General features: G+C 41.6%; 1 protein-coding gene. It reads left to right on the top strand.

Features of this window, described 5'->3' with window-relative positions:
• The coding region (locus tag RM549_RS19450) for an MBG domain-containing protein (protein WP_311687784.1) at positions 1–298 on the top strand (298 nt) is incomplete at both ends.

Genomic DNA, 298 nt, shown 5'->3' with positions numbered 1-298 from the left:
CTTTTACTTATGATGGAACTGCTAAGAATGTTTCGGCAAGCCTGAACCATTCAGAAACTGCATTGACCTATGCCCCTCAACAAGGATTTACCAATGCAGGAACATATGAAGTAACGATTTCTTCCGAAGAAACTGACAATTATTTATCCGCTTCAAAAGAGGTATCTCTGGAAATCGAAAATGCAGAAATCACAGGAGTGGCTTTTGCTGGCGACAACTTCACTTATGATGGAACTCCGCAGAGCATTTTTGTTACAGGACTTCCGGAAGGTGCTACAGTAAAGTATGCCGATAATGG

It is taken from the genome of Autumnicola patrickiae (genome assembly GCF_031846525.1).
GTDB classification, from domain to species: Bacteria; Bacteroidota; Bacteroidia; order Flavobacteriales; family Flavobacteriaceae; genus Autumnicola; species Autumnicola patrickiae.
Note: the sequence above shows the minus strand (reverse complement) of the source record. Positions and strands in the feature narration are given on the sequence as shown.